Source organism: Geodermatophilus pulveris, from assembly GCF_900188375.1.
Taxonomy (GTDB): Bacteria; Actinomycetota; Actinomycetes; order Mycobacteriales; family Geodermatophilaceae; genus Geodermatophilus; species Geodermatophilus pulveris.
The window spans coordinates 140,230-165,847 of sequence record NZ_FZOO01000002.1; the positions used below are offsets into that span (position 1 = coordinate 140,230).

General features: G+C 76.3%; 24 protein-coding genes and 1 tRNA gene. 11 read left to right on the plus strand and 14 right to left on the minus strand.

Translation table 11 applies throughout. The features are described 5' to 3' along the window. Nucleotides 1–46: 46 nt before the first annotated feature. Both CHB98_RS04185 and metH read right to left on the minus strand, forming a co-directional pair. The gene (locus CHB98_RS04185; RefSeq protein ID WP_143424935.1) at nt 47–1,027 is read right to left on the minus strand and encodes a patatin-like phospholipase family protein; all 981 of its coding nucleotides are present in this window, start codon (nt 1,025–1,027) and stop codon (nt 47–49) included. Nucleotides 1,028–1,172: 145 nt separating this feature from the next. Further along, complete coding sequence (gene metH / locus CHB98_RS04190) at nt 1,173–4,982, minus strand: methionine synthase (protein ID WP_089304352.1); 3,810 nt, start codon at nt 4,980–4,982, stop codon at nt 1,173–1,175. A 113-nt stretch (nt 4,983–5,095) separates the two neighbouring features. Between metH and CHB98_RS04195 the strand changes: the two genes are divergently transcribed. After that, nucleotides 5,096–5,959, plus strand: coding sequence for a PAC2 family protein (locus CHB98_RS04195; RefSeq protein ID WP_089304353.1), 864 nt, complete (start codon nt 5,096–5,098; stop codon nt 5,957–5,959). Nucleotides 5,960–6,070: 111 nt separating this feature from the next. Here CHB98_RS04195 and CHB98_RS04200 read toward each other — a convergent pair whose 3' ends face one another. Together CHB98_RS04200 and mshC are read right to left on the minus strand one after the other, a co-directional pair. After that, a complete protein-coding gene (locus tag CHB98_RS04200; RefSeq protein WP_089304354.1) occupies nt 6,071–7,108 on the minus strand; it encodes an HD domain-containing protein in 1,038 nt (345 codons plus the stop codon). After that, entirely contained in the window at nt 7,108–8,400 is a 1,293-nt protein-coding gene (gene mshC / locus CHB98_RS04205) for a cysteine--1-D-myo-inosityl 2-amino-2-deoxy-alpha-D-glucopyranoside ligase (RefSeq protein ID WP_089304355.1), read from the minus strand. Before mshC ends, CHB98_RS04200 begins: the two co-directional genes overlap by 1 nt. 91 nt (nt 8,401–8,491) lie before the next feature. Here mshC and CHB98_RS04210 point away from each other — a divergent pair, with 91 nt between their 5' ends. Next, entirely contained in the window at nt 8,492–9,208 is a 717-nt protein-coding gene (locus CHB98_RS04210) for a maleylpyruvate isomerase family mycothiol-dependent enzyme (RefSeq protein WP_089304356.1), read from the plus strand. A 38-nt stretch (nt 9,209–9,246) separates the two neighbouring features. On the opposite strand, the gene CHB98_RS04215 is transcribed toward CHB98_RS04210, so the two are convergent. Genes CHB98_RS04215 through CHB98_RS04235 form a run of 5 tightly spaced genes read right to left on the minus strand, consistent with a single transcriptional unit; the run spans nt 9,247 to nt 12,629 of the window. After that, on the minus strand, nt 9,247–9,633 hold the full coding sequence (locus tag CHB98_RS04215; RefSeq protein WP_089304357.1) for a VOC family protein: 387 nt from the start codon (nt 9,631–9,633) through the stop codon (nt 9,247–9,249). Nucleotides 9,634–9,682: 49 nt separating this feature from the next. Then, nucleotides 9,683–10,417: an SCO1664 family protein gene (locus tag CHB98_RS04220; protein ID WP_179224168.1), complete on the minus strand. Its 735-nt coding sequence runs from the start codon at nt 10,415–10,417 to the stop codon at nt 9,683–9,685. A gap of 29 nt (nt 10,418–10,446) precedes the next feature. Continuing rightward, nucleotides 10,447–10,998: a DUF3090 family protein gene (locus tag CHB98_RS04225; RefSeq protein WP_089304359.1), complete on the minus strand. Its 552-nt coding sequence runs from the start codon at nt 10,996–10,998 to the stop codon at nt 10,447–10,449. Nucleotides 10,999–11,048: 50 nt separating this feature from the next. Further along, nucleotides 11,049–11,750, minus strand: a complete 702-nt coding sequence (locus CHB98_RS04230; protein WP_089304360.1) for a histidine phosphatase family protein — start codon at nt 11,748–11,750, stop codon at nt 11,049–11,051. A gap of 45 nt (nt 11,751–11,795) precedes the next feature. Then, nucleotides 11,796–12,629, minus strand: a complete 834-nt coding sequence (locus tag CHB98_RS04235; protein ID WP_089304361.1) for an undecaprenyl-diphosphate phosphatase — start codon at nt 12,627–12,629, stop codon at nt 11,796–11,798. Between the two features lie 168 nt (nt 12,630–12,797). On the opposite strand from CHB98_RS04235, the gene CHB98_RS04240 reads away from it, so the two are divergent. Next, nucleotides 12,798–13,778: an aldo/keto reductase gene (locus CHB98_RS04240; RefSeq protein ID WP_089304362.1), complete on the plus strand. Its 981-nt coding sequence runs from the start codon at nt 12,798–12,800 to the stop codon at nt 13,776–13,778. Further along, the gene (locus CHB98_RS04245) at nt 13,775–15,697 is read left to right on the plus strand and encodes an AAA family ATPase (RefSeq protein WP_089304363.1); all 1,923 of its coding nucleotides are present in this window, start codon (nt 13,775–13,777) and stop codon (nt 15,695–15,697) included. Before CHB98_RS04240 ends, CHB98_RS04245 begins: the two co-directional genes overlap by 4 nt. A gap of 57 nt (nt 15,698–15,754) precedes the next feature. On the opposite strand, the gene CHB98_RS04250 is transcribed toward CHB98_RS04245, so the two are convergent. Continuing rightward, nucleotides 15,755–16,507, minus strand: coding sequence for a DUF2470 domain-containing protein (locus CHB98_RS04250; RefSeq protein ID WP_089304364.1), 753 nt, complete (start codon nt 16,505–16,507; stop codon nt 15,755–15,757). Between the two features lie 233 nt (nt 16,508–16,740). Continuing rightward, nucleotides 16,741–17,007 (minus strand): hypothetical protein, encoded by a 267-nt coding sequence (locus CHB98_RS04255; RefSeq protein WP_089304365.1) that lies wholly within the window; start codon nt 17,005–17,007, stop codon nt 16,741–16,743. 138 nt (nt 17,008–17,145) lie between these two features. Between CHB98_RS04255 and CHB98_RS04260 the strand changes: the two genes are divergently transcribed. Together CHB98_RS04260 and CHB98_RS04265 are read left to right on the plus strand one after the other, a co-directional pair. Then, nucleotides 17,146–17,352 (plus strand): DUF5703 family protein, encoded by a 207-nt coding sequence (locus CHB98_RS04260; protein ID WP_089304366.1) that lies wholly within the window; start codon nt 17,146–17,148, stop codon nt 17,350–17,352. 81 nt (nt 17,353–17,433) lie between these two features. Beyond that, nucleotides 17,434–18,003, plus strand: a complete 570-nt coding sequence (locus tag CHB98_RS04265; RefSeq protein ID WP_089304367.1) for a class I SAM-dependent methyltransferase — start codon at nt 17,434–17,436, stop codon at nt 18,001–18,003. Nucleotides 18,004–18,006: 3 nt separating this feature from the next. On the opposite strand, the gene CHB98_RS04270 is transcribed toward CHB98_RS04265, so the two are convergent. Together CHB98_RS04270 and CHB98_RS04275 are read right to left on the minus strand one after the other, a co-directional pair. After that, nucleotides 18,007–18,810: an SDR family oxidoreductase gene (locus CHB98_RS04270; RefSeq protein WP_089304368.1), complete on the minus strand. Its 804-nt coding sequence runs from the start codon at nt 18,808–18,810 to the stop codon at nt 18,007–18,009. Nucleotides 18,811–18,817: 7 nt separating this feature from the next. After that, on the minus strand, nt 18,818–19,516 hold the full coding sequence (locus CHB98_RS04275; RefSeq protein ID WP_089304369.1) for an aspartate/glutamate racemase family protein: 699 nt from the start codon (nt 19,514–19,516) through the stop codon (nt 18,818–18,820). Between the two features lie 83 nt (nt 19,517–19,599). Here CHB98_RS04275 and CHB98_RS04280 point away from each other — a divergent pair, with 83 nt between their 5' ends. After that, nucleotides 19,600–20,472 carry a LysR family transcriptional regulator gene (locus CHB98_RS04280; protein WP_089304370.1) on the plus strand — a complete coding sequence of 291 codons (873 nt, stop codon included), beginning with the start codon at nt 19,600–19,602 and terminating at the stop codon, nt 20,470–20,472. 7 nt (nt 20,473–20,479) lie between these two features. On the opposite strand, the gene CHB98_RS04285 is transcribed toward CHB98_RS04280, so the two are convergent. Then, nucleotides 20,480–21,799, minus strand: a complete 1,320-nt coding sequence (locus CHB98_RS04285; RefSeq protein ID WP_089304371.1) for a M20/M25/M40 family metallo-hydrolase — start codon at nt 21,797–21,799, stop codon at nt 20,480–20,482. A 123-nt stretch (nt 21,800–21,922) separates the two neighbouring features. Here CHB98_RS04285 and CHB98_RS04290 point away from each other — a divergent pair, with 123 nt between their 5' ends. The 4 genes from CHB98_RS04290 (at nt 21,923) to CHB98_RS04305 (ending at nt 25,420) form a co-directional block, all read left to right on the plus strand. Continuing rightward, entirely contained in the window at nt 21,923–22,939 is a 1,017-nt protein-coding gene (locus CHB98_RS04290) for a GGDEF domain-containing protein (protein ID WP_089304372.1), read from the plus strand. A gap of 61 nt (nt 22,940–23,000) precedes the next feature. Continuing rightward, nucleotides 23,001–23,088 (plus strand) — tRNA-Leu (locus CHB98_RS04295). 191 nt (nt 23,089–23,279) lie between these two features. Beyond that, nucleotides 23,280–24,044: a hypothetical protein gene (locus CHB98_RS04300; protein WP_089304373.1), complete on the plus strand. Its 765-nt coding sequence runs from the start codon at nt 23,280–23,282 to the stop codon at nt 24,042–24,044. A gap of 62 nt (nt 24,045–24,106) precedes the next feature. Then, complete coding sequence (locus tag CHB98_RS04305; RefSeq protein WP_089304374.1) at nt 24,107–25,420, plus strand: site-specific integrase; 1,314 nt, start codon at nt 24,107–24,109, stop codon at nt 25,418–25,420. Nucleotides 25,421–25,618 lie beyond the last annotated feature (198 nt).

Here is a 25,618-nt window from a genome sequence, read left to right on the forward strand (position 1 = left end):
ATGGTGCCCCGGTGGCCGCCGTCACCCGGAGGCGGCCCGCGGGTGCTCAGCCCCGGCTGACGGCGGCCGGCACCAGCTCGGGCCGGGCGTCCAGCCACTGCCGGGTGACCTCGCGGCCGGCCCGCACCAGGTCGGCGGTGCGGCTGACGTCGCGCGGGCCCAGCGGCAGGGCGTCGAGCAGCCCGGCGGCCCAGGCGTCCGCGACGTGCGGGACGACGTGCACCCGCGGGTCGGCCAGGGCGTCGCGGACGGCCGCCCGGTTGGCCACGGCCCGCGCCACGGTGAAGGCCTGCAGGACCGCGTCCAGCGCCCCGACGCCGCCCTCGACCGGCGGGACGTAGCGGGTCCGCCCCACGGCGACCGGCACGCCGCAGGCCTGGGCGGGCAGCACGTCGGAGGCGGCCGCGCAGACGTCGATGGGCCCGGTCACCGGCGCCAGGCCGCAGTCCAGCACCAGCACCCGGTCCCCCGGGCCCGCCGCCTCCAGCGCCGAGGCGATCGGCACGCCGTCGACGATGCCGCCGTCCACGTGCCGGTGGCCGTCGGGCAGGACGACGGTGCGGAACAGCCCGGGCAGCGCGCAGCTGGCGGCGAGGGTGTCGGCGACGTCCCCGGAGTCGTGCCGGTGCGCGCTGCCGCAGTCCAGGCAGGTGGTGGTGACCGTGACCGGGACGGCGAGGCCGGCCAGGTCGGGGACGGGCACGTGCCGGGTGACCACCCGGCGCAGCGGCCGGTCGTCGAGCAGGGCGCCGCCGGGCCGCAGCGAGCGGGCGAGCCCGCGGGCCCGCGCCGGCCAGCCCGGCCGCAGCACCCGGGCCATCAGCGGGTCGCCCCACAGCCGGGCCAGCTCGGCGGCGCGCTCCCGGTCCGGGCGGACGGCGAGGAACGCGGCGTTGACCGCGCCGACCGAGCTGCCGTGCAGCGCGTCGACGGGCACGCCGGCCTCCAGCAGGGCCAGCAGGCCGCCGGCCTGGAAGGCCCCCATCGCGGCACCGCCGCCGAGCACGACGTGGGTCCGCGGGAGCACGCCCCCAGCGTGCCAGGTGCTGAACCCGCGGTGAACGAACGGACGCCGGGTGACGTGCCGGAACGGTCCCCTCGCAGGGTCCCGCCGCGAGCGTCAGCGAGGGGCGAGGGGCGAGGGGCGAGGGGCGGGGGGCGAGGGGGTCCCCTCATTCGTCGTCGGTGCGGTACCCCAGGTTCGGCGACAGCCACCGCTCCGCCTCGGCGAGCGTCCAGCCCTTGCGCCGCGCGTAGTCCTCGACCTGGTCGCGGCCCAGCCGGCCCAGCACGAAGTAGCGCGACTGCGGGTGGGAGAAGTACAGCCCGCTGACCGCGGCGCCGGGCCACATGGCCATGCTCTCGGTGAGCGAGATGCCGGTGGTCGCCTCCACGTCGAGCAGCTCCCAGATGGTGCGCTTCTCCGTGTGCTCCGGGCAGGCCGGGTAGCCCGGGGCCGGGCGGATGCCGACGTACCGCTCGGCGATCAGCGCCTCGCTGTCGAGGTGCTCGTCGGGCGCGTAGCCCCAGAACTCGGTGCGCACCCGCTGGTGCAGCCGCTCGGCGAACGCCTCGGCGAGCCGGTCGGCCAGCGCCTCCAGCATGATCGCGGCGTAGTCGTCGTGGGCCGCCTTGAAGGCCGCCACCCGCTCGGCCGAGCCCAGCCCCGCGGTGACGGCGAACGCGCCGACGTGGTCGCGCAGCCCGGTCCCCTCCGGTGCCACGAAGTCGGCCAGGGACTTCCGCGGCGACCCGTCGCGGCCCCGGGTCTGCTGGCGCAGCTGGTGCAGCGTGGCGCGGACGGCGGTGCGCGACTCGTCGGTGTAGACGCGGATGTCCTCGCCGTCGACGCGGGCGGCCGGGAACAGGCCGAGCACGCCGGAGGCCCGCAGCCAGCGCTCGGCGACGATCCGGTCGAGCATCTCCTGCGCGTCGGCGTACAGCCGGCGGGCGGCCTCGCCGGTCGCCGGGTTGTGCAGGATGTCGGGGAACCGGCCGCGCATCTCCCAGGCGTTGAAGAACGGCTGCCAGTCGATGTAGCCGCGCAGCTCCTCCAGCGGGTAGTCGTCGAGCACCCGGGTGAACCGGGTGGCCGTGCCGTGCCGGTGGTCGCAGCCCGGCCCGGTGCACAGGTCCCGCGCCTGCTGCAGCAGCATCCGGGGCCGCGGCGGCGTGTAGCCCGACCAGTCGATCGGCGGCGCCGCGGCCCGGGCGTCGGCCAGGGACAGCAGCGGGCGGGTGTCCTGGCGGGCGGCGTGCCGCTCCCGCAGCCCGGCGTACTCGGTCCCCACGTCGGCGAGCAGCTTCGGCCGCTGCTCGTTGGACAGCAGCGCGGCCACGACCGGCACCGACCGGGAGGCGTCCTTCACCCAGATGACCGGCCCGTGGTAGCGCGGGGCCACCTTGACCGCGGTGTGCGCGCGCGACGTGGTCGCCCCGCCGATGAGCAGCGGGATGTCGAAGCCCTGCCGCTCCATCTCCGCGGCCAGGTTGCTCATCTCGTCCAGCGACGGGGTGATCAGCCCGGACAGGCCGATGACGTCGGCACCCTCGGCCTTGGCGGCGTCCAGCACCTTCTGCGCCGGCACCATGACGCCGAGGTCGACGACGTCGTAGTTGTTGCACTGCAGGACGACGCCGACGATGTTCTTGCCGATGTCGTGGACGTCGCCCTTCACGGTGGCCATCACGACCCGCCCGTTGCTGCGGTCGGCGTCCCCGGGCTGCTTCTCCGCCTCGATGTACGGGATGAGGTGGGCGACGGCCTTCTTCATCACGCGGGCGGACTTGACCACCTGCGGCAGGAACATCTTCCCGGCGCCGAACAGGTCGCCGACGACGTTCATCCCGCCCATGAGCGGGCCCTCGATGACCTCGATCGGCCGGCCGCCGCGCCCGGCGATCTCCAGGCGCAGCTCCTCGGTGTCGGCCTCGACGAACTCGTCGAGGCCCTTCACCAGCGCGTGGGTGATCCGCTCGCCCACCGGCAGCGACCGCCACTCCTCGTCAGCGGCCTCGGCGACCGCGCCGCTCGCCGCGTACTCGCCGGCGACCTCCAGGAGGCGCTCGGTGGCGTCCGGCCGGCGGGCCAGGACGACGTCCTCGATGCGCTCGCGCAGCTCCGCCGGGACCTCGTCGTAGACCTCCAGCGCCCCGGCGTTGACGATGCCCATGTCCATGCCGGCGGCGACGGCGTGGTAGAGGAACACCGCGTGGATCGACTCGCGGACGCGGTTGTTGCCGCGGAAGGAGAACGACACGTTGGAGACCCCGCCGGACACCAGCGCGTGCGGCAGGGCCTGCTTGATCCAGCGGGTGGCCTCGATGAAGTCCAGCCCGTAGCGGGCGTGCTCCTCGATGCCGGTGGCGACGGCGAAGACGTTGGGGTCGAAGATGACGTCCTCGGCCGGGAGGCCGACCTGCTCGACCAGGATGTCGTAGGCCCGGCGGCAGATCTCCTGGCGGCGCTGCAGGGTGTCGGCCTGGCCCTGCTCGTCGAAGGCCATGACGACGACGGCGGCGCCGTGCTTCCGGCACAGCCGCGCGTGCCGGACGAACTCCTCCTCGCCGGCCTTGAGCGAGATGGAGTTGACGATCGACTTGCCCTGCACGCACTTCAGGCCGGCCTCGATGACCTCCCACTTCGAGGAGTCGACCATCACCGGCACGCGGCAGATGTCGGGCTCGGCGGCGACCAGCTTGAGGAAGCGGTCCATGGCCGCGACGCCGTCGATCATCCCCTCGTCCATGTTGACGTCGATGACCTGAGCGCCGGCCTCCACCTGCTGGCGGGCCACGGCGAGCGCGGTGGTGTGGTCGCCCTCGCGGATCAGCCGGCGGAAGCGGGCCGAGCCGGTGATGTTGGTGCGCTCGCCGACGTTGACGAACAGCGAGTCCGCGTCGACGGTCAGCGGCTCCAGGCCCGACAGCCGCAGCGCCGGGCGCACCTGCGGCGGGGTCCGCGGTGCCCGTCCCTCGACGCCCGCGGCGATCGCCGCGACGTGCGCCGGCGTCGTCCCGCAGCAGCCGCCCACCAGGTTGACGAAGCCGGCCTCGGCGAACTCGGCGAGGACCGCCGCGGTCTCCTCCGGTGACTCGTCGTACTCCCCGAAGGCGTTGGGCAGCCCGGCGTTCGGGTAGCAGGAGATGAACGTGTCGGCGACCCGCGACAGCTCGGCCAGGTAGGGCCGCATCTCCGCCGCGCCCAGCGCGCAGTTCAGCCCCACCATCAGCGGGCGCGCGTGCCGCACCGAGTTCCAGAACGCCTCGGTGGTCTGCCCGGACAGGGTGCGGCCGGAGGCGTCGGTGATCGTGCCGGAGACCATCACCGGCCACCGCCGGCCGCGCTGCTCGAACAGCGTCTCCAGCGCGAACACCGCCGCCTTGGCGTTGAGCGTGTCGAAGACCGTCTCGACCAGCAGCAGGTCGACCCCGCCGTCGACCAGCCCGTCGGCCTGCTCCAGGTAGGCCTCGGCGAGCTCGTCGAACGTGACGTTGCGGGCGCCGGGGTCGTTGACGTCCGGGGAGATGGACGCCGTCCGGCTGGTCGGCCCCAGCGCCCCGGCGACGTACCGCGGCCGGTCCGGCGTCCGGGCGGTCGCCGCGTCGGCCTCCCGGCGGGCCAGCCGCGCGGCGGCCACGTTGATCTCGTAGGCGAGGTCGGACATGCCGTAGTCGCGCAGCGAGATGGCGGTGGCGTTGAACGTGTTGGTCTCGATGACGTCCGCGCCGGCGTCGAGGTACTCGCGGTGGATGCCGGCCACCAGCTCGGGCCGGGTCAGGACGAGCAGGTCGTTGTTGCCCTGGACGTCGCTGGGCCAGTCGGCGAACCGCTCGCCGCGGTAGCCGGCCTCGTCGGGCCGGTCGCGCTGGATCGCCGTCCCCATGGCGCCGTCGAGGACCAGGATCCGCTGCCGCAGCGCCGCCGTCAGGTCCGCGGTCGCGTCCGGTCGGAGGTCGGGCGACGGGATGGGGGACGGCACCCGGTCAGGGTAGCCGCCGGTCGGGGCGCCCCGGTCGCTCCCGGGGGGATGCGGCCCGCACCGTCGGGCCGACCGGCAGGGGCGCGGCGGCCGACCGACGTAGGCTCGCAGGGGTGATCGACCCGAAGTCCACCCCTGAGGACCTGCCCCGGCTGAACGACCCGGTGGTGGTCGTCGCCTTCGAGGGCTGGAACGACGCCGGGGACGCGGCCACCGGGGCGCTGGAGCACCTCGAGCTGACGTGGGACGCCACCCCGCTCGCCGCGCTGGACCCCGAGGACTACTACGACTTCCAGGTCAACCGCCCCACCGTCTCCCTCGTCGGCGGGCTGAGCCGGCGCATCGAGTGGCCCACCACGCGCATCTCCGTGGCCCGCCCGCCCGGCTCCGAGCGCGACGTCGTGCTGATCCGGGGCATCGAGCCGAACATGCGCTGGCGCGGGTTCTGCCAGGAGCTCATCGACCTGTGCCACGAGCTCGAGGTGGGCACCGTCGTCGGCCTGGGCGCGCTGCTCGCCGACACCCCGCACACCCGGCCCACGCCGGTGAGCGGCTCGGCGTACGACCCGGAGTCCGCCGAGCACTGGGGGTTGCAGACCTCCAGCTACGAGGGGCCCACCGGCATCCTCGGCGTCTTCCAGGACGCCTGCGTGCAGGCCGGGCTCCCGGCGATCAGCTTCTGGGCCGCCGTCCCGCACTACGTCTCCCAGCCGCCGTCGCCGCGGGCGACCGTCGCGCTGCTGCAGCGGGTCGAGGAGGTCCTGGAACTCACCGTGCCGCTGGGCGAGCTGCCCCGGCAGGCCGACGAGTGGGTGAAGACCGTCGACGAGATGGCCCAGGAGGACGCCGAGGTCGTGGAGTACGTGCGGTCGCTGGAGGAGCGGGCCACCGAGACCGACCTGTCCGAGGCCGACGGCGACCAGATCGCCCGCGAGTTCGAGCGCTACCTCCGCCGCCGGGGCTCCTCCCCCAACTGAAGGAGGACCCTGCAGCCTTTCGCGCGCGGAAGGCGGTTGCGGCGTCGCGCCGAGAGTTGGGGATAACGGTCGCGCTGGGACCGTGGCGGGTCCGCGGCGGGACGGCGGGGGTCAGCGGCTGCGCAGCAGCGGGAGCATGCGGGCGGTCGCGTCGTCGTCGAACAGCCGGTCGTGCGTGGCCAGCGCGTACCGGTCGGTCATGCCCGACACGTAGTCGACGACCTGGGTGACCGGGTCGGCGGAGGTGTCCCGGTAGGTCGCCGGGATGAGCCCGGGGTGGGCCAGGTGGTGGTCGACCAGCCGGCGGGTGACGTCGATGGCCAGTTGCTTCTGCCCCGCCGCGGTCTGCGACAGGTACACCCGCTCGAACATGAAGGCCCGCAGCTCCTGCATGGCCGCCAGCGGCTCGGCCGCCATGACCACCGCTCCCCCGTCGGCGAGCGAGCCGGCGACGACGGCGTCGATCATCGCGCCGACCATCCGGCTGCCCGGGTCGCCGAACACCGCCCGCGCCCGGGCGGGCAGGTCGCGCACCTGCAGCACGCCGGCGCGGACGGCGTCCAGCGCGTCGTGGGACAGGTAGCCGATCCGGTCGGCGTAGCGCACGCACTCCGCCTCGCGGGTGGTCGGCGGCGGGGTGATCTTCCAGCTGTGCGCGCGGATGCCGTCGCGCACCTCCCAGGTGAGGTTGAGGTGCTCGAGCACCTCGACGATGCGCACGCCCTGCGCCGCGTGGTGCCACCCGCCGCGGACGTAGGGGCCCAGCGCGTCCTCGCCGATGTGGCCGAACGGCGAGTGGCCCAGGTCGTGGCCGAGCGCGACGGCCTCGGCGAGGGTCTCGTTGAGGCCGAGCGCGCGGGCCAGCGACCGGGCCACCTGGGTGACCTGCAGCGTGTGGGTCAGCCGGGTGACGAAGTGGTCGCCGTCGGGGTTGAGGAAGACCTGCGTCTTGTGCTTGAGCCGGCGGAAGGCCTTGGCGTGCAGGATGCGGTCGCGGTCGCGCTCGAAGGCGGTGCGCAGGCGGTCCTCGGGCTCCGGGACGGCGCGGCCGCGAGACGCCGTGGAGCGGGTCGCCGCGGGGGCGAGGGCCGCGGCCTCGGCGCGCTCCCGGGCGGCCCGGTCGACCAGGGAGAAGCCCTCGGCGCGCATCAGCGCCGGGTGCCCGCGTCCACGGTCACGCCGAGCAGCGCGTCCACCGCGTCGGCGACCACCGTCGGGGCGCAGTCCTCCTGCTCGTCGCCGGTGTCGCGGCCGGAGCCGGCGGCCAGGGTGCGGGCGGCCCAGGCGTCGACCAGCGCGATCGCCGCCGGGGTGTCCAGGTCGTCGGCCAGCCGCTCGCGCAGGCCCTGCAGCACCGGGGCGGCCGGCGCGCCGGCGTCCCGGGCCACGGCGCGGCGCCAGGTGTCCAGCCGCCGCTCGGCGTCGGCGAGCAGCGCGGGGGTCCACGCCCGGTCGGTGCGGTAGTGCCCGGCCAGCAGGGCCAGCCGGATGGCCATCGGGTCGACGCCCTCGCCGCGCAGCTTGGACACGAAGACCAGGTTGCCGCGGCTCTTGCTCATCTTCTCGCCGTCCAGGCCGATCATCGCCGCGTGCACGTAGGCCCTGGCGAAGGGCTGCTTGACCCCGGTCGCCACCGCGGTCAGCGCCTCGGCGTGCACGGCGGAGAACTCGTGGTGCGGGAAGACCAGGTCGCTGCCGCCGCCCTGGACGTCGAAGCCGGTCCCGATGGTCTCCAGGGCGATGGTGGCGCACTCGATGTGCCAGCCGGGGCGCCCGTCGATGCCGCGCGGCCCGGGCCAGGACGGCTCCCCCGGCCGGCGGGCGCGCCACAGCACCGGGTCCAGCCGGTTGCGCTTGCCGGGGCGGTCGGGGTCGCCGCCGCGCTCGGCGGACAGCCGCAGCATGGTCGCCTCGTCGTAGCCGGACTCGCTGCCGAACCCGGGGGCCTGCGCGACGTCGTGGTAGACGTCGCCGGTGCCGTCGTCGAGGACGTAGGCCAGGCCCTCGTCGAGCAGGGTCTCCACGTGCGCGACGATCCGCGGCACCGACTCCACCGCGCCCACGTAGTCGTCCGGCGGCAGCACCCGCAGCGCGGTCATGTCCTCCCGGAACAGCGCCGTCTCCCGCATGCCGAGCACCACCCAGTCCTCGCCGTCCCGCTGCGCCCGCTCCAGCAGCGGGTCGTCGACGTCGGTGACGTTCTGCACGTAGTGGACGGCGTGCCCGGCGTCCCGCCACACCCGGTTGACCAGGTCGAAGGCCAGGTAGGTGGCCGCGTGGCCGAGGTGCGTGGCGTCGTAGGGGGTGATCCCGCAGACGTACATCCGCGCCACCGTGCCCGGATGGGTGGCGGCGACCTCGCCTCGTGCGGTGTCGTACAGCCGCAGGACCGGGCCGGGGCCCGGGAGGGTCGGCAGGAGCGGGGCGGGCCAGGCGAGCACGCCTGCGAGCCTAGAGGCGGGTGCCCCCGCACCCGGACGGCCCTCGTCCTGCGGGGAGACCGCGGCACCGGCCGCGGGGAGGGGGGACGGGATGCAGCCCGACGAGTACCTGCCGGCCCTGCGGCGGACCGACGCGCGGTTCGCCGACGCCGCCGCGGCGGCGGTGCTGGCCTCCGGGTGGCGGGCCCCGGTGGCCGGCTGCCCCGGGTGGACGCTGGCCGACCTGGTCTGGCACCTGGCCGAGGTGCAGCACTTCTGGGCGTGGGTGGTGCGCACCCGCGCCCCCGACCCGGGCGCCTACACCGCGCCGCCCCGGCACCCCGACGACGAGCTGCTCGGCTTCGGCCTGGCGCAGTCCGCGGAGCTGGAGACGGTCCTCGCCGGCGCCGACCCCGCCGAACGGGTGTGGACCTGGGCGCCGCGGCGCGACGTCGGGTTCGTGCTGCGCCGCCAGCTGGCCGAGGCGGTGGTGCACACCGCCGACGTCGAGCAGGTGCTCGGCGACCCGCGGCCCATCCCGCCCGACGTCGGCCTGGACGGGCTGGACGAGTGGCTGGAGGTGGTGGTCCCCGGCGTGCTGCCGCACGGGCCGCCGGACGGCGCGCACCCCGTCGTCCTGCACGCCGTGGACGCCGGTGTCGAGCGCACGCTGTTCCCCGGGACGCGGCCGGTGCCGGTCGCCCGGCTGACCGGCACCGCCGGGGACCTGCTGCTCGCCGTCTGGCGCCGCGTGCCGCTGGAGGTGCTCACCGTGCACGGCGACGGCCCGCAGGCCGCGGCGGTGATCGGCCTGGTCCGCGTGGAGTAGCCCCGGTGCCTCCCGCGCGCGGGAGGCACCTCGCTGGCTCAGGGCCAGGTGGTGGCGTGCCGGTCGAAGTCCTCGCCGGTCTGCACGCCGACGACGTCGAACACCAGCCCGGCGGGGTCGCGCATCTGCCAGAAGCCGCCCATGTCCTGCAGCGGGGTGGCGCCGAGCTCCACCAGCCGGGCGACCTCCGCGTCGACGTCGTCGGTCTCGACGTCGACGTGCCACCTCGGCGGCGTCCCGTGCCCGGTGCGCTGCACCTCCAGGTGGAAGCCGCCGGCGAAGGAGCCCAGCGAGGACCAGTTGTCGTCCATCCGGTCCGGTGCCACCCGGTGGCCGGTCGCGGCCGCCCAGAAGGCCTGCCCGGCGCCGTGCACCTCCGGCGGCAGGTCGAGCATCAGGACGGCCAGGCGGCTGCGGTGCGGCACGGCGGCAACCTAGCCGGGGACGGTGCCCATCGGTAGGCCGACGGGTGACTCAGAACGGCGGCCAGGGCAGTGCGGGCCACTCGCCGCTGGGCTGCGGGTGCCGGCCGCTGCGCAGCAGGTCGGCCACCCGCTGCTGGGTGCGGCGCACCTCGCGGCGGGTGAGGTGCTCGTGCAGCTGCTCGCCGAGGTCGCCGAGCAGGTCGCCGGTGAGCTCCTCCAGCACCTCGACGGCCTCGGCGGTGAGCGGCTGCCCGGCCCAGCGCCACAGCAGGGTGCGCAGCTTGGGGTCCACGGAGAAGCAGATGCCGTGGTCGACGCCGTACACGTGGCCGGCCGAGGTCGGGATGATGTGCCCGCCCTTGCGGTCGGCGTTGTTGACGACCGCGTCGAAGACGGCCATGCGGCGCAGGCCGGGGTGGTCCGACCGCACGAACGCGGCGAGGTCGACGTCGGGGTCGCCGTCGACCCACAGCTGCACCATGCCCGGGCCGAAGGGCCCCTCGCGCAGCACGGTGGGGGGCACGACCCGCCAGCCGGTCGCCTCGCTGACCAGCGCCGCGGCCACCTCACGGCCGGCGAGGGTGCCGTCGGGGAAGTCCCACAGCGGCCGCTCGCCGGCGACCGGCTTGTAGACGCACTCGGCGACCAGCTCGCCGCACTGCACCGCGCCGACCAGGGTGACGTTGGACGCGTCGAGCATCCGGCCCTCGAGGTCGATCTCCCCCTCGCGCAGGAGCAGCAGCGCCTCCGCGTCGTCGGCCGGCGGGCGCAGGTCCGGCTGCACGGGCCGCCCGCTCGCCGGGCCGGTGCCGCTCAGCGGCGGTAGCCGTTCTGCCGCGGGCACACGTGCCCGGCCGGGTCCAGCGGGAGGGAGCACAGCGGGCAGGCCGGGCGGCCGGCGGCCACCACGCGGCGGGCGCGGACGACGAAGGCGCGGGCTGCGGCGGGGGTGATGGTCACCCGCAGCGCGTCGGGGCCCTCGTCGCTGTCGGAGAGGATCACGTCCTCCTCCACCGGCTCGTCGCCGGCGGCCACGGCCTCGACCACGACGGCCTGCGCGTCGCCGTCCCAGGCCAGGCCCATCGCCGCGACCCGGAACTCCTCGTCGACCGGCGCGGTGAGCGGCTCGAGGTCGTCGACCTCGGCGTCCGGCGGGACGACGGTGTTCGGCCGGCTGGCGATCTCGTCGAGCAGCTCGTTCATCCGGTCGGCGAGCACCTGCACCTGGGCCTTCTCCAGCGCGACGCTGACCACGCGGCCCGCGGCGTCGGCGGCCTGCAGGTAGAAGGTGCGGTCGCCGGGCTGGCCCACCGTGCCGGCGACGAACCGGGACGGGCGGTCGAAGAGGAAGACCTGGCGGGGCACGGGCCCAGGTTACGCGGGCGGCCCGGGCCTTCGCCCCGGCGACGCGGAGGTCAGGCGGGCGCGCCCGCGCCGCCGCCGACGACCGCGTCGGAGTCCCGTCCCCGCCGGCGCCGGGGCCGCTTCCTCGGGGGGACGAGCGGCGCGACGTCCCCGCCGGTGTCGTTCATCCGCACCACGAACGGCCGGGTGTCGGTGTAGGTGACCACCGACACCGAGGCGGGGTCGACGACGATCCGCTGGAACTGGTCGAGGTGCAGGCCGAGGGCGTCGGCGAGGATCGCCTTGATCACGTCGCCGTGGCTGCAGGCCAGCCAGACGGCGTCCGGGCCGAGCCGGGTGTTCCACTCCCGGACGGCGGCGACCGCGCGGGCCTGGGTCTGCGCCAGCCCCTCCCCCTCCGGGCCGGGGAAGACCGCGGCGGAGGGGTGCTGCTGCACGACCTTCCACAGCGGGTCCTTGACCAGCTCCTTGAGCGGGCGGCCGGTCCAGTCGCCGTAGCGGGCCTCGCCGAGCCGGTCGTCGGTGCCGAGCTCGAGGTCCCGGCCGGCCAGCACGGCGGCGGCGGTCTGCCGGCAGCGCTCCAGCGGGCTGCTGACGACGGCCGCCAGCGGCACCGGCGCCAGCCGCTCCCCCACCGCCCGCACCTGCTGCTCGCCGGTCTCGTCGAGCTGCACGCCCGGGGTCCAGCCGGCCAGGACGCCGCCGGCGTTGGCCGTCGTCCGGCCGTGCCGCAGGAGGAGAACGGTGGTCACGACGTCCGAGCGTATGCGGCGTCGGGCCAGGTCACCCGGGCCGAGTCACTGGGGCGCGAGCACCCCGGCGCCGACGAGGGCGAGCAGCAGCAGGCCCAGCACCACCCGGTAGACGACGAACGGCGTGAAGCTGCCGCGGTCCAGGTAGCGCAGCAGCCAGGCGATGACGGCCAGCCCGACGCCGAAGGCCAGCACGGTGGCCAGCACCGTCTGCGGCCAGGACACCGCCTCCCCCGCCACCCCGCCGGTGAGCGCCTCGTAGACCTGGAAGAACCCCGAGGCCAGGACGGCGGGGACGGCGAGCAGGAAGGAGTAGCGGGCCGCGGCCGCCCGCGAGTAGCCGAGGAACAGGCCCATGGTGATCGTGCCGCCGGAGCGGGAGACCCCGGGCACCAGCGCCATGGCCTGGGCGAACCCGAAGGCGACGCCGTGCCCGACGGTGAGCTGGTCCAGCTCGCGCACCTTGGCCCCCACCCGGTCGGCCCAGTAGAGGACGACGGAGAAGGCGACCAGCGCGACCGCCACGATCCGCAGGTCGCGGAAGGTGGTCTCGATGCTGTCCTGGAACAGCAGCCCGAGGACGCCGATCGGCAGGGTGCCCACGATGATCAGCCAGCCCATCCGGGCGTCCGGGTCGCTCCACCGCGAGCGGTCGGCCAGCGACCGGACCCAGGCGGTGAGGATCCGGCCGATGTCGCGGCGGAAGTACAGCAGCACCGCGGCCTCGGTGCCGATCTGGGTGATCGCGGTGAACGCCGCGCCGGGGTCGCCCCAGCCGAAGGCCTCCCCCACCACCCGCAGGTGCGCGCTGGAGGAGATCGGCAGGAACTCCGTCAGCCCCTGCACCAGCCCCAGGACGACGGCCTCGAGCCAGCTCATCGGCCGCTGCGCCCCCGTCGGGCGGCGGGCGTCGGGCGGGGGGCGCGGGCGGGCAGCAGGAGCACGGGAGGCCACCCTAGGCGCGCCCGTCCGGGCCCCCGGCGCGGCACGCAGGGACCGGCCGCGGTCCCCGGCCGGCACCCCGACCCGCCGGTAGGTTGGCCCCCCGTGGAACAACGCGCACTCGGGCGCAGCGGGCTGGTCGTCTCGCGGCTGGCCCTGGGCACCATGACCTGGGGGCGGGACACCGACGAGGACGACGCCGCGGTGCAGCTGGCCGCGTTCGTCGACGCCGGCGGCACGCTGGTCGACACCGCCGACGTCTACTGCGACGGGGAGAGCGAGCGCACCCTGGGCCGGCTGCTGGCCGACGTCGTCCCCCGCTCGGACGTGCTGGTGGCCACCAAGGCCGTCGGGCGCACCGGGCCCGGGCCGATGGGCCGCGGCGCCTCCCGCGGGCACCTGCTCGCCGCGCTGGACGCCTCCCTGGACCGGCTGGGCACCGACCACGTGGACCTCTGGCAGCTGCACAGCTGGGACGACACCACGCCGCTGGAGGAGACCCTCGCCGCCTGCGACGCGGCCGTCTCCTCCGGCCGGGTGCGCTACGTGGGGGTCAGCAACTACACCGGCTGGCAGACCGCCCAGGCCGTCACCTGGCAGCGGGCCTGGCCGGGGCGGGTGCCGGTGGTGAGCACCCAGGTGGAGTACTCGCTGCTGCAGCGCGGCGTGGAGCGCGAGGTGCTGCCGGCCGCGGAGGCGCTGGGCGCCGGCGTGCTGGCCTGGTCCCCGCTGGGCCGCGGGCTGCTCACCGGCAAGTACCGGCAGGGCCCGCCGGCGGACTCCCGGGGCGCGTCCCCGCAGTGGCAGGCGTTCCTCGACGGGCTGCGCTCGGCCACCGCCGACCGGATCGTGCAGGCCGTGGTCACCGCCGCCGACGGGCTGGGCACCACCCCGCTGGCGGTGGCGCTGGCCTGGGTGCGGGACCGCCCCGGGGTCACCGCGCCCGTGGTCGGGGCGCGCACCGCGCAGCAGCTGCAGGCCTCGCTGGACGCCGAGGCGGTGCGGCTGCCGGCGGCGATCCGCACCGCGCTCGAGGACGTCTCCGCGCCCCACTTCGGTTACCCCGAGCGGCGGTACGACCGGTGAGCGCCCCCGACCCGGTCTTCGCCGCCTTCTGCGCGGCCGGCCTGTGGCCCGGCCTGGGCAGGCGGGCGGCCGCCGAGCTGCCCGCCGCCGGCATCACCTCCCCCGACGACGTCACCGCCGACCGGCTCCTGAAGCTGCCGCGGGTGGGCCGGCAGCGCGCCGAGCGGCTGTTCTCCGGTTTCCTGTCCGCCGCGCCCACCTACGAGGTCGTGGGGCTGCTGGTCGGGGCCGGCCTGGAGGCGAGGCTGGCCGCGACCGCCGCCGACGCCCTGGGCAGCGACGCCGCCCGCCGGCTGCGCGACGACCCGTGGGCGCTGCTCGGCCTGACCGGGGTCACCCTCGCCGACGCCGACCGGCTGGCGGTCTCCGTCCTGCCCGGCGCGGACAAGCAGGACGCCCGGCGCGGGCGGGCCGTCGTCGCGCACACCCTGCGGACGGCGACCCGCGACGGGCACACCGTGCTGCCGGCCGACCTGGTCGTCGCCGCGCTGCGCGCCGAGGGGGTGGCCGACCCGGTGGCGGCGATCGTCGCGGCCGTGGAGTCCGGCGAGGTCCTCGACCACGAGCCGCCCGAGCCGGAGGACCCCGACGCCGAACCGGACCCGGCGCTGCGCACGCTGTCGCTGGCCCGCTACGGGATGGCCGAGGAGGCGCTCGCGGAGAACGTGGCCCGGCTGGCCGCCACCGCCGGGCGGATCGCCGACCCCGCCGCCGTCCGCAGCGTGGCCACGGGCCTCGACGACGCGCAGAGGCAGGCGGTGGCCCAGGTGCTCGGCGCCGGCGTCTCGCTGCTCACCGGCGGCCCGGGCACCGGCAAGAGCCGCACCGTCGCCGCCGTCGTCGCGCTGCTGCGCAGCCGCGGCACCGACGTGGCGCTGGCCGCCCCCACCGGCCGGGCGGCCAAGCGGCTGGAGGAGCTGACCGACCACCCGGCGGTCACCGTGCACCGGCTGCTCGGCGCCCAGGGCACCTCCGGCGGGTTCGCCCGCAACGAGGAGTGGCCCCTCGACGCCGACGTCGTCGTGGTCGACGAGGCCTCGATGCTCGACGTCGAGCTCGCCGCGGCGCTGCTGGAGGCCTGCCCGGACGGCACCCACCTGCTGCTGGTCGGCGACCCGGCGCAGCTGCCCTCGATCGGCCCGGGCCACGTGCTCGGCGACCTCATCGACTCCGGGGTCGTGCCGGTCACCGAGCTGACCACCCTCTACCGGCAGGCCGAGGGCGGGGCGATCGCCCGGCTGGCCAACGCCGTCCGGGCCGGGCAGCTGCCCCCGGTGGACTCCCCCGACCGCGAGGTCGTCGTCGTCCCGGCCGCCGGCAGCGCGGAGGCCGCCAAGCGGGTGGTGCAGCTGGTCACCGACTCGATCCCGCGGGCGCTGGGCATCGACCCGGCCACCGTGCAGGTCGTGACGCCGGTGCACCGCGGCCCGGCCGGGACGATCGAGCTGAACCGGGCGCTCAAGGCGCGGCTGAACCCCGGCGACGGCACGGTGTGGGGCTTCGACGTCGGCGACCGGGTGGTGGCCACCGCCAACCACCTGGACCTGGAGCCCGTCGGCTTCGCCAACGGGGAGACCGGCGTGGTCACCGGCACCGGCGACGGCAGCCTGGACGTCGACTTCGCCTCCGGGCCGGTGACGGTCAGCGGGTCGGCGATGGGCGACCTGCGCCACGGCTGGGCGATCACCGTGCACCGGGCGCAGGGCTCGGAGTGGCCCGGCGTGGTCGTCGTGCTGCCGCCGGAGGCCGGCGGGATGCTGTCGCGGCCGCTGGTCTACACCGCGCTGACCCGCGCGCAGCGGCACCTGTCGGTCGTGCACGCCAGCGGGGCGGCGCTGGCCCGGGCGGTCAGCCAGGTCGACGTCCGGCCGCGGCGCACCCGGCTGGCCCGGCTGCTCGCCGAGTCCCTCGGGGCATAGGAGGCTCTGCCCCCGTCCGGAGGGCCGAGGACGGGAGCACGGCCTCCTGTGCCTGCGTCAGCCGCGGGCGGCGCAGACCAGCCGGCGGGTCGCGGCCGCCAGCTGCCCGGGGCAGGTGAGCGGCCGCGGGAAGGGCACCCGGACGTCGCGGTGGCCGGTGGGCCGCTCGATCCGCAGCCGGTAGCCCAGCCGGTCCACGCCCAGGGGGCGGACGACGTCCCGCGGGCCGAGCTCGCCGGCCGGTAGACGGGCACCCAGCAGGTCGAGCACCTCGGGGTGGGTGCGGTCCAGGTGCTGCAGCACCCGCGCCTCGACGGCGGCCAGCGGGTCGGGCCGCGCCTGCGCGTACGCCTGCGGGCCCACCTCGGTGCACCGCGACCCCTCCCGCAGCACCACCTCGGCCACGTCCAGCCGCAGCAGGGTGGCGCCGCGGCCGACGTCGAGCAGCGCGCCCACCGGGCGGACGGCGGCGACCTCGAGGGCCGCGGCGCGCCGGTCGGCCGGGCGCAGCGGGGTGAGCCAGCCGGACAGCCACAGCTGGGCCCGCACCGGGTCGCGCAGCGGAACCGGCGCCCGGTCGCTGACCATGAGGACGGCGGTGACGTCCTCGCGGCCGGCCAACGCGGCGTCCACCTCGCCGCCGGTGGGCACCAGCACGTGGGTGGCACCCGTCGCGGTGGTCGCGGCGGCCAGCGGCCGGACGGCGTCCAGCCCGCGCACGCACAGCGCGGCCGACGGGCGGCTGCCGACGGTGCGGGCGCGCTCGGCCGGCTCGGCGCGGAGGGCCGGCGCGGCGGGGCTCGTCGTCACGGGGCTCCCTCGGGTCGTCGGTCGACGCGGTATCGACTTAGGCGAGCCTAACCTGACCGGGGCGCGGACGGTAGCGGCCGGGGTGGGACGGAGGGGTCCGGTCCGGGCGGGTCTGCGCTGGTCACAGCTCCGGCCCGACCGAGGCCACCGCCGATGCCGCCGCGGCGACCGAGCGGCCGGCCCGGACGGCCGCGGTGGCGGCGGCGCTGCTCGCCGGCCGACCCGGCGCCGCCCTACAGCGGGGCGTCGTCCTCGTCGACGGGCACGTCGGCCTCCTGCTCGAGCACGTCGGCGGGGTCGGCCTCCCGGTCGCCGACCGACCCCCGCGGCCCGCCGGCCTCCCCGGGCCGGGCGGCCAGCTGCTGCTCCAGCGCGTCGGCCTCCGGGACGTCGGCCGGTAGGGGGGCGGCGTCACCGGCGGAGGCGACGGCCGGCGGGTCCAGCGGTGCCTGCTGCTCGGCGCGGTCGGCGTCGGGCACGTCGTTGCCGGGGGCGGTCACGTCGTCCTCCGTGTCGTCGGGGCCAGTGGTCCGGTGCGGTGGTGCGGCGTCCCCATCCTGCCGCCCGGGACGTCGCCTGCGGGGCGGGGGTCCGCGGCGGGCGTGACCGGCGGGCCCCTGGCGTGCACAATCGGGCGGATGGAGGCGGTCGCCGGGGAGTACGAGTTCGCGCCGCTGCGGATCCCGCCGGGCACGTCCCGGTCCGCGGCGGCGACCATGCTGAGCCTGCAGGCGGACACCGGTGGCTGGGAGCTGGCCCGGCTGCAGCTGCACGCCGACGGCACGCGCAAGGCGGTCCTGCGCCGGCGGGCGCGGCTGTCCTACCTGCCCAAGCCGCACATCTGAGGCCCGCCCCGCTCGACGCCCCGGCCCGGGCGTGCCAGGGTCGACGCGGCCAGCCGCTCCCGGACGGCCGGGGAGGACGGCATGCGCGACACCCTGAGCGACCGGTTCCGCTTCCTGCGCGCCTTCGTGGCGCACCCGCGGCAGGTGGGCGCGGTGCTGCCCACCTCCCGGTGGGCGGTGCGGGACATGCTGGACCTGGCCGACCTCGGCCGCGCCGGGCTGGTGGTGGAGCTGGGCGCCGGCACCGGGGTGCAGACCGGGGAGGTCCTCGCCCGGCTGGGCCCGGGGGCGCGGCTGGTGTCCCTGGAGATCGACCCCGGCCTGGCCGCGCTGCTCGAGGGCCGCTACGACGACCCGCGGCTGACCGTCGTCTGCGACTCCGCGGAGAAGCTCGCCGCCCACCTGGGCGGCGAGCGCGCCGACGTGCTGGTCTGCGTGCTGCCGTTCACCTCGTTCGACGCCGGGCTGCGCCGCCGGGTGCTGGACCTGCTGCCGGCCGCCCTCGCGCCCGGCGGGGTGCTCCTGGTGCTGCAGTACTCGCCGTTCATCCGGGGCGAGCTGCGCCGCCGCTTCGCGTCGGTGCAGCAGACGATCACCCCGTGGAACGTGCCCCCGGCGTTCGTGTACGCCTGCCGCGCCGACCCCGCCTGACGCTCACCTCATCGACGGGGGCCGCAGCGCCTCGGGGACGACGGCGGTCTCCCCGGCGGCGGTCCTCGCGCTGGGCACGCCCTTGAACCGGTAGGGCACCGTGCCCACCCCCGGCTGGACGACGTAGGCCGCGCCGGGCTCCCCCGACGTCCAGGCCGCGACCATCGCGTCGGCGACCTCCGCGGCGGTGAGCACCGGGAAACCGGCCTGCGTGAACTGGTCGCGGATGCGGTCTATGATCGCGGTGTCGGCGAAGCCGGGGCAGATTGCGGTGATCGTCGTCCCCTCGCGGGCCAGCCGCGGGGCCATCGACCGCACGAAGGCGACCGCGCCGCCCTTGGCGACGCTGTAGCCGGGGTCGGTGGCCATCGGGGACAGGCCGGCCAGGGACGCCGTGACGACGATGGCCCCGCCGCCGGCCCGCCGGATCGCCGGGCGGGCGGCGACCGTGCCGTAGACCACGCCGAACAGGTCGACGTCGACGACGTGCAGGAACTCGTCGAGGTCGAGCTCGTCCTCGCTCTTGGCCGCGGAGATGCCCGCGTTGAGGAAGGCGGCGTCCAGCCGGCCGTGCCGGGCCTCGACCCGCTCGACGACGGCGGCGTTGGCCGCGCGGTCGGTGACGTCGAGGGCCTCGAAGTCCGCGCCGAGCTCGGCGGCCGTCGCGCGCGCCCGCTCGCCGTCCAGGTCGGCCAGCACGACCCGGACGTCGCCGGCGAGCAGCGTGGCGGCGAGGGCGCGGCCGAAGCCGCCGGTGCCCCCGGTGATCAGGGCGACGGAACCGGGACGGGGTGCAGGCGCGGTCACCGGCCCATCAGACCACGGCCGGCCGCGGGGCGAGCGCGGCGTCGACGGCCGCGGTGACGTGCAGCCGGGCCGAGGGCAGCAGCGGCACCGGGCTGTCGCCGGGGCCGAGCAGCAGCTCCAGCTCGGTGCAGCACAGCGCCACGGCGTCGGCCCCCCGGTCGGCCAGCCGGCGGACGACGGCGCGCAGGTCGGCGCGGGTGGCGTCGGAGAGCACCCCGCGGCACAGCTCGCCGAAGATCGCGGCGTCCACGCGGTCGACGTCGTCGTCCGGCGGCACCAGCACGGTGAGCCCGGCGCCGGCCAGCCGCTCGCGGAGGAAGGGGCCGCGCACGGTGCCGGCCGTGCCCAGCAGGCCGACCGTAAGCCCGGGCGCGGCGGCGGCCACCGGGTCGGCGATGTGCAGGAAGGGCACGGTCAGGGCGGCCTCGACGGCCGGCGCGACGCGGTGCATGTAGTTGGTGCACAGCAGCACCAGGTCGGCACCGGCGTCCTGCAGGGTGCGGGCCTCGGTGGCCAGCAGCGCGGCGGCGTCGTCCCAGCGGTCCTGGACCTGGAGCTCGCGGACGGCGCGGAAGTCCAGGCTGCGCACCAGCACCGACGCGCTGGCCAGCCCGCCGAGCCGCTCGCGCACCAGCTCGTTGGCGGTGCGGTAGTACAGCGCCGTCGACTCCCAGCTCATCCCGCCCAGCAGGCCGATCGTCCTCATGGGTCCAGGCTGGCGCCCCGGAAGGGTGCCGTCGAGACCGCGGGGTCGACGTGCTGACCCAAGCGCTGCTTGGATGTCGCACCGTGGACCCCCGCCGGCTGCTGGTCTTCCGCGAGGTGGCCCGCGCCGGGTCGCTGGCCGGCGCGGCCCGCGCGCTGGGCTGGACGCAGCCGGCGGTCAGCCAGCAGGTGCGGGCCCTGGAGCGGGAGGCCGGCACGGCGCTGGTGCTGCGCCAGGGCCGCGGGGTGGCGCTGACCGAGGCCGGCCGGGTGCTGCTGCGGCACGCCGAGGGGGTTGCCGACCGGCTGGCCGCGGCCGAGCAGGACATCGCGGCGCTCACCGGCCTGGCGGCGGGCACGGTGCGGCTGGCCGCCTTCCCGACGGCCGCGGCGGTGCTGCTGCCGCCGGCGCTGGTCGCGCTGCGGGAGCGGGCGCCGGCGCTGCGGGTGCACTTCACCGAGCAGGAGCCGCCGGAGGCCGAGGAGGCGGTGCGCAGCGGCGCGGCCGACCTCGCGCTGGTGTTCCGCCACGAGGACGACGAGGACGCCGTGCCCGGCGACCTGCTGCGCGAGCCGCTCACCCGCCACCCGGTGCACGCCGTCGTCCCGGCGGGGCGTGCCCGGCCGGCGGCGCTGGCCGACCTGCGCGACGAGCCGTGGATTGCCGGCTGCGCGCGCTGCCGCGGTCACCTGCTGCGCTGCGCGCGGCGGGCCGGGTTCACCCCCGACGTCCGGTACGCCACCGACGACCACGTCGTCGTCCAGCGGCTGGTGGGCCGGGGGCTCGGCGTGGCGCTGCTGCCCGGCTGGGCGCTGGCGGCCAGCAGCCAGCCCGGGGTGGTGGCGGTCGACCTGCCCGACGTCGACGGCCGGGTGGTCGAGACGCTGGCCCGCCCGGACGCCCGCGGGGTGCCCGGCGTCGCGGCCCTGCTGGCCGCGCTGCGCGCCGCGGCCTGAGCCGGCCTCAGCAGGCGCGGAGGAACCGGTCCAGCACGCGGATGCCGAAGCGCAGGGCCTCCACCGGCACCCGCTCGTCGATGCCGTGGAACAGCGAGGCGAAGTCCAGGTCCGGCGGCAGCCGCAGCGGGGAGAACCCGAAGCAGCGCATGCCCAGCCGCTCGAAGCTCTTGGCGTCGGTGCCGCCGGGCATGGTGAACGGGACCGGGCGGGCGCCGTCGTCCTCGGCCTTCAGCGCGGCGACCATGGCGTCGACGAGCGGGCCGTCGAACGTCGTCTGCACGGCCTGGTCGTGCACCAGCCACTCGCGCCGCACGCCCTCGCCGATCAGGCCGGCGAGCTGGCGCTCGAACTCCTCCTCCTGGCCGTACAGGAAGCGGCCGTCGACGGTGGCGCTGGCGGTGCCGGGGATGACGTTGGCCTTGTAGCCGGCCTCGAGCATCGTCGGGTTGACCGTGTTGCGCAGGGCCGCGCCGACCATCCGGCTGATGCTGCCCAGGCGGGCCAGGGCCTGCTCGGGCTCGTCGGGGTCGATCTCGATGCCGTAGGCGTCCTCGACCGCGGCGAGGAACTCGCGCATGGGCGGGGTGAGCGCCGTCGGCAGCCGGGCCTCGCCCAGCCGGGCGACGGCCTGGCACAGCCGGGTGACGGCGTTGTCGTCGTGCACCATCGAGCCGTGGCCGGGCCGGCCGCCGGCGGTCAGCCGCATCCAGGCCAGGCCCTTCTCGGCGGTCTGCACCAGGTAGAGACGCAGGTCGTCGCGGACGGTGATGCTGAACCCGCCGACCTCGCTGATGGCCTCGGTGCAGCCCTCGAACAGGTCGGGGTGCTCGTCGACGAGGTAGCGGGCGCCGAGCTTCCCGCCGGCCTCCTCGTCGGCGACGAAGGCCAGGACGACGTCCCGCGGGGGCTGCACGCCGGTGCGCGCCCAGTCGCGGACGAGGGCGAGGGTCATGGCGTCCATGTCCTTCATGTCCACCGCGCCGCGGCCCCAGACGTAGCCGTCGCGCTCCTCGCCGGAGAACGGGTGCACGCTCCACTCGGCCGGGTCGGCGGGGACGACGTCGAGGTGGCCGTGCACCAGCAGGGCCGGTCGGGTGCGGTCGCTGCCCTCGATGCGGGCGACCAGGCTGGCCCGGCCGGGCTCGGACTCGTGGATGACGCTGTCGATGCCGACCTCGTCCAGCCTGCCGGCGACCCACTCCGCCGCCGCCCGCTCGCCCCTGCCGGTGGCGGTGTCGCCGGTGTTGGTCGTGTCGATGCGGATGAGGTCGCTCAGCAGCTCGGCGACCTCGTCCTGGGCCTGGCGCAGCGGGGTGGTCTCCACCCGGGGAGCGTAGGCGGCAGGTCCGTCCTGCACCTGGGCGGGCGGGCCGGCGGTGTGCCATCCTGCCCGGCGGACCGGGGCGCGGCGTGGCGGCCCCGGGGCGACACCGGAGGTCCGCTGCCCATGACCGTCAGGTCCCGGGACCCGTTGGCGGCTGCCCGCAGCGCGGTGCTGATCCTGCTGTTCTGCTCGGTGGCGGTCGCCGCGTGGACGGTGGTCGAGGCCCCCGGGCTGGGCCCCGCGACCGAGGCGGTGTCCTGGATCGTCGTGCTGCTGCTGGCCACCGCGGCCGCGGTGCACCACCTGGTGCCGCCGGGCCGGCTGGACCGGCTGGGCGCGGGGGCGGTCACCGCGCTGGGCGGGGTGCTGCTGGTCTGCCTGCTGCGGGTGCTCACCGACGACACGTCGGCGGCCGCGCACGCCTTCCTCACCTTCCCGGTGCTCTGGGCGGCGTCCCACCTGTGCGGCGGCGGGGTGGTGCTGGTGACCGGGGTGGCGCTGGCGGTCGACGCCGGCACGGTGCTGCTGCTGGTGCCGGTGGAGCAGGCGCTCACCGACGCGGTGTTCTCCGGCGCGGTGCTGGTCGTGTTGGCGGTGGTGCTGCACCGGGCGGCCGACCGGCAGGCCCGCCTGGTCGCCGCGCTGCGGGAGCAGGCGGGCGTGGACGCGCTGACCGGCCTGGTCAACCGGCGGGTGTTCACCGAGGCGCTGTGCAGCGCGCCGGCCGGCCCGGGGACGGCGCTGGTGCTCATCGACGTCGACGCGTTCAAGGCCATCAACGACGTGCACGGGCACCCGGTGGGCGACGAGGTGCTGGTGCACCTGACCGCGGTGCTGCGCGAGCAGGTGCGCTGCGAGGACGCGGTGCTGTCCCGGCTCGGCGGTGACGAGCTGGCCGTGCTGCTGCGCCGGTGCAGCGCCGAGGTCGCCGCACGGCGGGCGGGCGCGCTGCTCGACGCCGTCCGGTCGGCTCCGCTGACCCTGCCCGACGGCACCCGGCTGCCGGTGTCGATCAGCGTCGGGGTGGCGCACCTGCCCGCGCGGGCCGGTGGGGGGCACAGCCTGTACACCGCCGCGGACGCCGCCCTCTACGACGCCAAGCGGGCGGGGCGGGGCCGCGTGGCGGTCGCGCCGGCCTGACCTCCCCGGCCCGGGGGTGCCCGGGCCGGGAGGGGCGGTCGGGTAGTCTGGGCGCGCACTCGTCCGGGTGGCGGAATGGCAGACGCGCTAGCTTGAGGTGCTAGTGCCCTTTATCGGGCGTGGGGGTTCAAGTCCCCCCTCGGACACCAGGAAGTGGGAATCTTCCCACCTGCTAGAGCCGGAGCCACGCTCGGCGCCCACGACCGACACGGTCCCCGCCGACCCGCGGTCGGCAACCATCCCCCGCGTTCCGCCGGCCACGGCCGACACCGATCTGACGGCGCTGCAGCGCGTCCTGGGCGCGACTGCCGTGCAGGCGGCGGCACGGACGGTCCGGGCAATGCCGAACGCTGCTCCCCCGAAGCCGGCGGCCGCGCGCCGCCGGGCCGCGGCGCCGCCGACGGTCCCGACGGCCTCCGCGCCGGACGCGCCGCCGCATGCCTCGTCCGCAGCGCCTTCCCGCGCACCGGCCGGGCTGCCGTCCTCCTGGGCCGGGTTCGGCGCGCTGCTGGACGACGCGGGCGAGCGGGTGCCCGTCGACGCGCTGACCCTCACCGCGGTCGCCTCCGCGGCTGGAAAAGGCGCCGAGGTGGACCTGTCGGGCATCTGGTCGCTGCCGGCCGAGATGGCGGCCGCGCGCAGCCACACTGTGCTGCGCGCTCTCGACGTCAAGGGCCGGCTGATGCTGCCGCTCGAGGTCGCCGCCGCGGCCCGCGTGCCGGCCGAACGCGACGGCGCGGTGCTCACCGTGTTCCTGCCGGGCTCTGCCGACAGGCCGCGGCCGAACTTCGCCGTCGCCCCACTGCCGCTGGACGCCCGTGGCCGGCTCACGCTCACCGCCGGGGTGCGGCGGGCGGCCGGCATCCCCGACGGTGCCGACGTCTACGCCCGGATTGATCCCGACCGGAAGACGGTCATCTTCACCGCCGCCAGCCGCCTCGACGCCGCCCTCGCCGACGCCCTCGACGGGTTGCGCGCCCCCTCCCCCGCGGCCGACCGCTCCGACACCGACCCCGCCGACGGCATGCCCGCCGAGACGCTGCCCGCCACGGGTGCGCGGGCCGATGAGCCCCGTCCCGACCGGCGACTGCGCAGCGTCGGCTGACCCGCACCGTCGCCTGCGTCCCGCGGCATGACCGGTGCCGCCCACCGAACGGGGAAACGACCATGACCACCGTCCCGTCCCTCGGCGACGACGCCAAGCGTGAGGCGATGCGCGCCGCGCTGCTCGCGCAGGGCTGGAATCAGGCGGACATCGACGCGGCGTTCCTCCCGCCGCCGCCGGTGTCGGTGTACCGGATGCGCCAGGGCGTCGCCGACGCCCTGAAGGAGATGCGCCGGGACCTGCCGCGCAGCGTCAAGACCTGGGAGCCGTACCTGCAGGTCTACCTCGACGGGTTCCCCGGTATGTGCCCGTGCCCGTGCGTCGCCTGCGCCACCGGCCCGTGCCCGTGCCCCGGCGGGACCGCCGGTCACCACGGAACCTGTGCGATGCCTGACGACGACCGGCACACCGACTGCGCCGAGCGCTACACCGGCATCGCGGACCTGCCGGCCGCCGAGGCCACCTTCAGCGAGGTCGCCGAGGCGGCCTGGTGGGCCGAGCGGCACGGCCTCAAGCGCACCGTCGCCCGCAACGTCAAGCGTGAGGCGAAGGGCCGCAACCCACTGCACAGCGACGGCCGCGGGGCCCGCGAGCAGCTGATCCAGGCCAGCCGCTGGATGTTCGCCTGGCTGGAACGGAAGAAAAAGATCGACGGCAACCCGGCCCTGGAGGTCAAGCTGCCCCCGCGGCAGGAGGCCACGGCCCGCTCGCTGACCCCCGAGGAGTTCGGTGAGGTCTACGGCGTCGCGGTCAGCACCGGCCAGGACCCGACGCTGGACGGGCTGATCCTGCGCCACCTGCTCATCCAGGGCGTGCGCCGAGGCGCGCTGCTGGACAGCACCTGCGAGGGTCTCGACGTCGCCAACTGCCGGATCCGCTACTGGGACCAGAAGAAGACCTGGCGGTGGCGGCCCACCACCCGCACGCACCTGGCCGATCTGATCACCCACGCGATCGTCCGGGGCCCGCGGGTGGCCGCCCCGCCGGACGCCTCGGAGGCCGAGCGGCGGCACGGCATCGCGGCGCTGACCGCCACCTCGCCGGTCTTCTACGGTCGGCCGGTCGACACCTTCGACGAGCACGGCTACTTCGTCTCCCGCACCGTGCGGCCGATCACCCGCAAGCGCATCGAGCTGATCTTCGCCCGGATCCGCCGCAACCTCCCCTGGACCGAGAACGTCGAGCTGCGCTGCCACGACATCCGCCACACCAGCGGCCGCCTGATCTACAAGGCCGCCGACCAGCAGATGGCCAAGCTGCACCTGGCCCACGACGGCGGTAGCACCACCGACCACTACCTCAAGGAGCGGCTCGACGAGCTCGCCAAGCTCAAGGAGCAGCTCTTCGAGCCCCGGCGGGACGACGAGCAATCGTAGTCCCGCAGGCCATTCCGCAGGCCCACCGGATGCCCCGGTGGGCCTGCGGTGTTGCGCCCCAACTCTTCCTAAGCCCGGGGCTGGGGAGCCGGGTGCCGGGTGCCGGGAGCAGGGACGGCTACAGCCCGGCCGACCGCTGAACCATCGCGGTCGTCCATCCCGATGCCGAATCCTCCGGCCGCAGGCAGGAAGCGGTCG